The organism is Methylobacterium sp. CCH5-D2 (genome assembly GCF_001556475.1).
Lineage (GTDB): Bacteria > Pseudomonadota > Alphaproteobacteria > Rhizobiales > Beijerinckiaceae > Methylobacterium > Methylobacterium hispanicum.
The window spans coordinates 1-7,603 of sequence record NZ_LSIX01001157.1 but is presented as its reverse complement, the minus strand read 5'-3'; the positions used below and the strand labels follow the sequence as shown (position 1 = coordinate 7,603).

Genomic DNA, 7,603 nt, shown 5'->3' with positions numbered 1-7,603 from the left:
CCGAGACCCCCGCCCCCGGCTTGACGGCCGGCCACGCGCCGACCTACACGCCGGCCCCATGACCAGCCCCCGCCTCGCCGGACTCTATCGCGCGCCGCTTCCCTAGCGGCCGAGCTCGTCATGCCCAGCCGCCCGCGTCGCCGGCGGCTGGTCTCGTTCCCGAGGACCGTCGGCCTCGCCTCACCCCGAGGTTCCGCCGTGTCGCCCCCGCCCAGCACCCCTGCCCTCTCCGTCGGCCTGATCGGCTTCGGCGCCTTCGGCCGCCTGATCGCCCGCCACCTCGCGCCGCACCTGCGCGTGCTCGCGCACGACCCGTTCGTGGCCGCGGACGCCTTCGGGCCGGACGCCGTGCCGGCCGACCTCGCGACCGCCGCCGCCTGCCCGGTCGTGATCCTGGCGACGCCCGTCCCGGCCCTGCGGGCGGTGGCGCGCGCCCTCGCCCCGCACCTGCGTCCGGGCGCGCTGGTGGCCGATGTCGGCTCGGTCAAGGTGGTCCCGGCCGCGATCCTGCGCGAGGAACTGCCCGCCCACGCGGAGATCCTGGCGACGCACCCGCTCTTCGGCCCGCAGAGTGCCCGCGACGGGATCCGCGGCCTGAAACTCGCCGCCTGTCCGGTCCGGGGCCGGGGCGGCCTGCGGGCTGCCGCCTTCCTGCGCCGCTTGCTCGGCCTGGAGGTGATCCTGACCACGCCCGAGGCGCACGACCGCGAGATGGCGGTGGTCCAGGGCCTGACCCACCTCGTCGCCAAGGTGCTGGTACGGATGGAGCCGCTGCCCGCCCGGATGACCACCCGCAGCTTCGAGCGGATCATGGAGGCGGTCGGCATGGTGCGGCACTACGCGCCGGAGGTGTTCGCCGCGATCGAGCGGCAGAACCCGTTCGCTCCGCAGGTGCGGCGCCGCTTCCTCGCGCTCGCCGCCGAACTGGAGGCGGAGCTGGATGCGGACCGGTCGGTCGCCCCGCGCCTCGCCCTGGTGCGGTGAGCCCTCGAACGCGAACGGGGCGGGCCTTCCGGCCCAACCCCGCGCGCTCCTCCCGTGCCCGGCGCGTCGCCGCGCCGGTCGGCTCGATCAGGCCATGAGGTCCCGATCCTTCGTCTCGGGGATGAAGATCAGGCCCACCACGAAGGTGAAGAGCGCGATCACGATCGGGTACCAGAGGCCGTAGTAGATGTCGCCGGTCTGGGCCACCATCGCGAAGGCGGTGGCGGGCAGGAGGCCGCCGAACCAGCCGTTGCCGATGTGGTAGGGCAGCGACATCGAGGTGTAGCGGATCCGGGTCGGGAACAGCTCCACCAGCGCGGCGGCGATCGGGCCGTAGACCATCGTCACGTAGACCGCGAGGATGAACAGGACGCCGATCACCGCGAGCTTCTGGCCCGTGAAGATGTCGAGCGGGTGGGCGGCCTTGATCACCGTCGGGTTCGAGGCCGAGGGGTAGCCGGCCTCGGTGAGCGCGGCCGAGACCGACTTGGCGAAGGCCGGGTCGGCGACGGGGAAGTCCTTCCCGCTGACGCTGACCACGGTCGGGCTGCCGGCCGGCTGGTTCTCGGTGGTGTAGTTCACGGCCGAGCGGGCGAGCAGCGCCTTGGCGACGTCGCACTCCTTGGTGAACTTGGCCGTGCCGACCGGGTTGAACTGGAACGAGCACTCGGCGGTGTTCGTCTTCACCACCACCGGCACGTTCTGCTGGGCCGCGTGCAGCGCCGGGTTGGCGTTGGCCGTCAGCATGTGGAACAGCGGGAAGTAGGTGAGCGCGGCGAGCAGGCAGCCGCCCAGGATGATCGGCTTGCGGCCGACCTTGTCCGAGAGGGCGCCGCAGACCAGGAACCCGCCGGTGACCGCGATCAGCGACCACGCCACCATCACGTTGGCGGTGAACTGATCGACCTTCAGGATGCTCTGCAGGAAGAACAGGGCGTAGAACTGGCCGGTGTACCAGACCACCGCCTGGCCGGCCGTGAGGCCGAGGAGCGCCAGCAGCGCCCACTTGGCGTTCTTCCACTGGCCGAAGGCCTCGGAGAGCGGCGCCTTGGAGTGCGTGCCCTCCGCCTTCATCTTCTGGAAGGCCGGGCTCTCGTTCATCTGCAGGCGGATCCAGACCGAGATCGCGAGCAGCGCCACCGAGACGATGAACGGGATGCGCCAGCCCCAGACCTGGAAGGCCGTGAGCGTGCTGGTGCTGCCGTCCGCGTTGGTGATCGTGGTCGCCGGGAAGGCGCTGTTCACATAGCCTTGCGTCGACAGGATGATGATCAGCGAGAGCAGCAGGCCGAGCGTCGCGGTCGCCTGGATGAACGAGGTGTAGAAGCCGCGCCGGCCCGGGGGGGCGTGCTCGGCCACGTAGACCGCCGCGCCGCCGTACTCGCCGCCGAGCGCCAGGCCCTGGAGCATGCGCAGGATCAGCAAGGTGACCGGGGCGACCCAGCCGATGCCGTAGGCGTTCATGGTGGCGTAGGAGGGCAGCAGGCCGACCGCGAAGGTCGAGATGCCCATGATCAGGATGGTGACCAGGAAGGTGTGCTTGCGGCCCACGAGGTCGCCGAGCCGGCCGAACACCAGGGCGCCGAAGGGACGCACGATGAAGCCGGCCGCGAAGGCGAGCAGCGCGAAGATGTTGCGCGTGGCTTCCGGGTAGGCCGAGAAGAACTGCGCGCCGATGACGGTGGCGAGCGAGCCGTAGAGGAAGAAGTCGTACCACTCGAAGACGGTGCCGAGCGAGGAGGCCATGATGACCTTCTTCTCGCCTGCGGTCATCGGCCTTGCCGAGTCCCCGGCCCGCGGTACTGCGGTTGCCACAGCCATTGTTGTCGATCCTCCAAAACATCGCGTGCACGGGCGTCCGGTTGGCCGGCTTCGTCCCGCCTTCATGCGCTCAGCGCATGTGCACAATCTTGTTACCGCATGCCTTGGAACCGCCCAATAGGTAAATCGCCGCGAACGGTGCGCGGTCGACAGAATTTCCGCATCTGTAACGGGGCGATCCGCCGCAGATGTGCCCGGGCCGCGCCCAAGACGGCCTCAAGATGGCCCAAGACGGGCCCGAGGCGGCCTCAAGACGCGCGCGAGGGCGCGGCCGTCCGGCCGCGCCCTCACGTCTTGGTCTGTCGAAGGCTCCTCTTCGCCCGCTCAGTGGGCGTGCGCGCCGGCGGCGCCGATGCCGGTCTCGGAACGCACGTACTGCGCCTCGAAGGCGGCCCGCTCCCGCGCCGCCCGCCGCGAACGGTCGATCGAGGAGACGACCCAGATCGTCGCGAAGGCGAGCGGCATCGAGAACAGGGCCGGGTTGTCGTAGGGAAAGAGCGGGGCCGGATTGCCGAGCGTGGCCACCCAGACCGCCTTCGACAGCACCACCATGACGACCGCCGCGACGAGGCCGACGAGGCCGCCCGCGAGTGCGCCCCAGGTGGTGGTGCCCCGCCACAGGATCGACATGGCGAGCACGGGGAAGTTGCACGAGGCCGCGACCGAGAAGGCGAGGCCGACCATGAAGGCGACGTTCTGGTTCTCGAACACGTAGCCGAGCCAGATCGCCACGACGCCGATCACCACCGCGGCGATCTTCGAGAGGTTGACCTCGTGCGCCTCGGTGGTGCGACCTCGGGCGATCACCTGGGCGTAGAGGTCGTGGCTCACGGCGCTCGCCCCGGCGAGGGTCAGGCCCGCCACGACGGCGAGGATCGTCGCGAAGGCGACCGCCGAGATGAAGCCCAGGAAGTATGGGCCGCCGACAGCGTTGGCGAGGTTCACCGCCACCATGTTGGTGCCGCCGACCATGTCCTTCAGCTTGTCGAAGGCGCCGGCCGGCCCGAGCTTGAAGTAGCTCGGATCCGACATCAGCAGGGCGATGCCGCCGAAGCCGATGATGAAGGTGAGGATGTAGAAGTAGCCGATCAGGCCGGTGGCGTAGAACACCGACTTGCGGGCGGCCTGGGCGTCCGACACCGTGAAGAAGCGCATCAGGATGTGCGGCAGGCCGGCGGTGCCGAACATCAGGCCGACGCCGAGCGAGATCGCCTCGACCGGGTTCGCGACCAGGCCGCCGGGCGCCATGATGGCCTCGCCCTTCGGGTGGACCTCGACGGACTTCGCGAACAGCGTCTCGGGGTTGAAGCCGTAGCGGTAGAGCACCGCGCCCGCCATGAAGGTGGCGCCGCCGAGCAGCAGGCAGGCCTTGATCACCTGCACCCAGGTGGTCGCCTTCATGCCCCCGAAGGCGACGTAGACGATCATCAGCACGCCCACGATGATCACCGCGTAGAGGTAGGGCAGGCCGAACAGGAGCTGGATCAGCTTCCCCGCGCCGACCATCTGGGCGATCAGGTAGAAGGCCACCACGACGAGCGTGCCGGTCGCCGAGATGATGCGGATCGCGGTCTGGTCGAGGCGGAAGCTCGCCACGTCCGCGAAGGTGAACTTGCCGAGGTTGCGCAGGCGCTCGGCGATCAGGAACAGCACGATCGGCCAGCCGACCAGGAAGCCCGTCGAGTAGATCAGCCCGTCGAAGCCCGACGTGTAGACGAGGCCCGAGATGCCCAGGAACGAGGCCGCCGACATGTAGTCGCCCGCGATCGCCAGCGCGTTGGTGCGGGCCGAGATGCCGCCGCCCGCGGCGTAGAAGTCGGCTGCCGACTTCGAGCCCTTCGCCGCCCGGTAGGTGATGCCGAGCGTGAGCAGCACGAAGAACAGGAACATCACGATGGCGGGCCAGTTCGTGGCCTGCTGCTGCACGGCGCCGAGGTCGGGGCCGGCGGCGAGCGCCGGGCCGGCGGCCAGCGACGCGAGGAGGAGGAGCGCGGCGCGGATCATTGGCCGAGGCTCCGCTTCAGCTCGGCGCTCAGCGCGTCGTAGCGGGTGTTGGCGCGCGCGACGTAGAGGCCCGTGAGCACGAAGGCGAACAGGATCACGAACACGCCGAGCACGAGGCCGAGCGTGCTGGTCGAGCCGACCTTCACGGCGAGCAGCGACTTGTCGAAGGCGATCAGCCCGATGAAGCCGAAATAGACCACCAGCATTGCCGCGGTGAGCGTCCAGCCGAAGCGGGTCCGCTCGGCGACGAGCTGCTGGAAGAGCGGGCTGCGGGCGATGCGGTCGGTGGACGAGACGGGCTCGGCACCGATGCTCCGCGGCGCGCTCGCCGCGGGGCCGGTCCCCACGGAGCCCAGGGTGGTTCCTCTACTCATGGCGTACTCCTCCGAATGTCGGCGCGACCCGGCCTCGTCGATGATGGCAGCCTTGTTCTTCTCGGGCGGTCCGGCGCGGGCACCGGCGGATCCGTCCCCCAGGCTTCGCGATGCAGTTCTGCCGCGCATCACGCAAAAGCGATAATCACGTCGGCGCGAGGATTAACATATCCCGTTCGCGCGTAGCAGCTTTTATTGAGATCGCGCGGGACAGGTCTGGGTCTCATCGGTAGACGCGCGAAAACGGCCCCGGATCAGAGCCGGAGCCGCATCCCGTTACAGATGTCGCCGCGCGGCGACGCCGGCCGATCCTCGCCGGCCCGGCGCCGGGAGCATCGCTACGCCCGGTTCTGCCGGTTCTCGATCAGGTCGTCGACGACGGCCGGGTCGGCGAGCGTCGAGGTGTCGCCGAGCGTCGAGAAGTCGTCCTCGGCGATCTTGCGCAGGATGCGGCGCATGATCTTGCCCGAGCGGGTCTTGGGCAGACCTGGCGCGAACTGGATCAGGTCGGGCGAGGCGATCGGCCCGATATCCTTGCGCACCCAGGCGACGAGTTCCTTGCGGAGCGCCTCGTCGCCCTCCTCGCCCTCGTTGAGGGTGACGTAGGCGTAGATGCCCTGGCCCTTCACGTTGTGCGGGAAGCCGACCACTGCCGCCTCCGCCACCTTGGCGTGGGCCACGAGCGAGGATTCGACCTCGGCCGTGCCCATGCGGTGGCCCGAGACGTTGATGACGTCGTCCACGCGGCCCGTGATCCAGTAGAAGCCGTCCGCGTCGCGGCGCGCGCCGTCGCCTGTGAAATAGAGGTTCGGGTAGGTCGAGAAGTAGGTCTGCTCGAAGCGCTCGTGGTCGCCGTAGACCGTGCGCATCTGCCCGGGCCAGGAATCCTTGATGCAGAGGTTGCCCTCGCAGGGACCCGCGATCTCCTTGCCCTCGGCATCGACCATCACCGGTTGCACGCCGAAGAAGGGGCGCGTCGCCGAGCCGGGCTTGAGCGCGGTGGCGCCGGGCAGCGGGGTGATCAGGATGCCGCCGGTCTCGGTCTGCCACCACGTATCGACGATCGGGCAGCGGGAATCGCCGACCACCCGGTAGTACCAGTCCCAGGCCTCCGGGTTGATCGGCTCGCCGACCGAGCCGAGCACGCGGAGCGAGGCGCGGGAGGTCGTCTTCACCGGGCCCTCGCCCGCACCCATCAGCGAGCGGATGGCGGTCGGCGCCGTGTAGAAGATGTTGACCTTGTGCTTGTCGATCACCTCCCAGAAGCGGGCGTTCGTGGGATAGGTCGGGATGCCCTCGAACATCAGCGTGGTCGCGCCGTTCGCCAGCGGCCCGTAGACGATGTAGCTGTGGCCCGTGACCCAGCCGACGTCGGCCGTGCACCAGTAGACGTCGCCCTCGCGGTAATCGAACACGTATTCGTGCGTCATCGCGGCGTAGACGAGGTAGCCGCCGGTGGTGTGCACCACGCCCTTCGGCTGGCCGGTCGAGCCCGAGGTGTAGAGGATGAAGAGCGGGTGCTCGGCCTCCACCGCCTCGGCCGGGCAGGCGTCGGTCACCTGCTCGGCGGCCTCGTGGTAGTAGACGTCGCGCCCCGGCTCCATCGCCACGCTGCCGCCGGTGCGGCGCACCACGATGACGTGATCGACGGCGTCCTTCGGCAGGCGGCCGATGGCGGCGTCCACGTTGGCCTTGAGCGGCACCTTGCGGCCGCCGCGCAGCCCCTCGTCGGCGGTGATCACCACCTTGGCCTCGCAGCCCTGGATGCGGGCGGCGAGCGAGTCCGGCGAGAACCCGCCGAAGACGATGGAGTGGATCGCGCCGAGCCGGGCGCAGGCCAGCATCGCGTAGGCGGCCTCCGGGATCATCGGCAGGTAGATCGTCACCCGGTCGCCCTTGGAGACGCCGCGGTTGCGCAGGACGTTGGCCATCCGGCAGACCTGCGCGTGCAGCTCCCGGTAGGTGATGTGCCGCGACTCGTTCGGGTCGTCGCCCTCCCAGATGATCGCGGTCTGGTCGCCGCGGGTCTCGAGGTGACGGTCGATGCAGTTGTAGGCGACGTTGGTCTTGCCGTCCTCGAACCACTTGATCGAGACGTTGCCCGGGGCGAAGCTCGTGTCCTTCACCTTGGTGAACGGCGTCATCCAGTCGATGCGCCGGCCGTGCTCGCCCCAGAACCCGTCCGGATCGGACACGGAGGCACGGTACATCTCCTGATACTTGGCATCGTCCACGTGGGCGCCCTGGCGCCAAGCATCCTGAACGGCGACGACCTTCTCGCTCATCACGCTTCTTCCCTGAATGGTGCCCGATCGTTCGCGGGAAACGCCGCGCAGCCGGACTTGTCCCGGATGTCATGCCCTGCCCGTGCAGGGGCCGCAAGCGTCCCGGCGGTGCGCCCGCCGGGCTCGCCGCAGGCG

The 7,603-nt window shown here is 69.6% G+C and carries 5 protein-coding genes; 1 reads left to right on the top strand and 4 read right to left on the bottom strand.

Features of this window, described 5'->3' with window-relative positions:
* Positions 1-198: 198 nt before the first annotated feature.
* Positions 199-984, top strand: coding sequence for a prephenate dehydrogenase/arogenate dehydrogenase family protein (locus tag AX737_RS31375; protein WP_066928112.1), 786 nt, complete (start codon positions 199-201; stop codon positions 982-984).
* Between the two features lie 87 nt (positions 985-1,071).
* Here the strand turns inward: AX737_RS31375 and AX737_RS31370 are convergent, their stop codons facing one another.
* The 4 genes from AX737_RS31370 to acs form a co-directional block, all read right to left on the bottom strand.
* Positions 1,072-2,805: an MFS transporter gene (locus AX737_RS31370; protein ID WP_066928110.1), complete on the bottom strand. Its 1,734-nt coding sequence runs from the start codon at positions 2,803-2,805 to the stop codon at positions 1,072-1,074.
* 324 nt (positions 2,806-3,129) lie between these two features.
* Positions 3,130-4,809 carry a cation acetate symporter gene (locus tag AX737_RS31365; protein WP_066928108.1) on the bottom strand — a complete coding sequence of 560 codons (1,680 nt, stop codon included), beginning with the start codon at positions 4,807-4,809 and terminating at the stop codon, positions 3,130-3,132.
* The gene (locus AX737_RS31360) at positions 4,806-5,183 is read right to left on the bottom strand and encodes a DUF485 domain-containing protein (RefSeq protein WP_066928106.1); all 378 of its coding nucleotides are present in this window, start codon (positions 5,181-5,183) and stop codon (positions 4,806-4,808) included. The genes AX737_RS31365 and AX737_RS31360 overlap by 4 nt, the downstream gene beginning before the upstream one ends.
* A gap of 338 nt (positions 5,184-5,521) precedes the next feature.
* The gene (acs, locus tag AX737_RS31355; RefSeq protein ID WP_066928104.1) at positions 5,522-7,468 is read right to left on the bottom strand and encodes an acetate--CoA ligase; all 1,947 of its coding nucleotides are present in this window, start codon (positions 7,466-7,468) and stop codon (positions 5,522-5,524) included.
* Positions 7,469-7,603 lie beyond the last annotated feature (135 nt).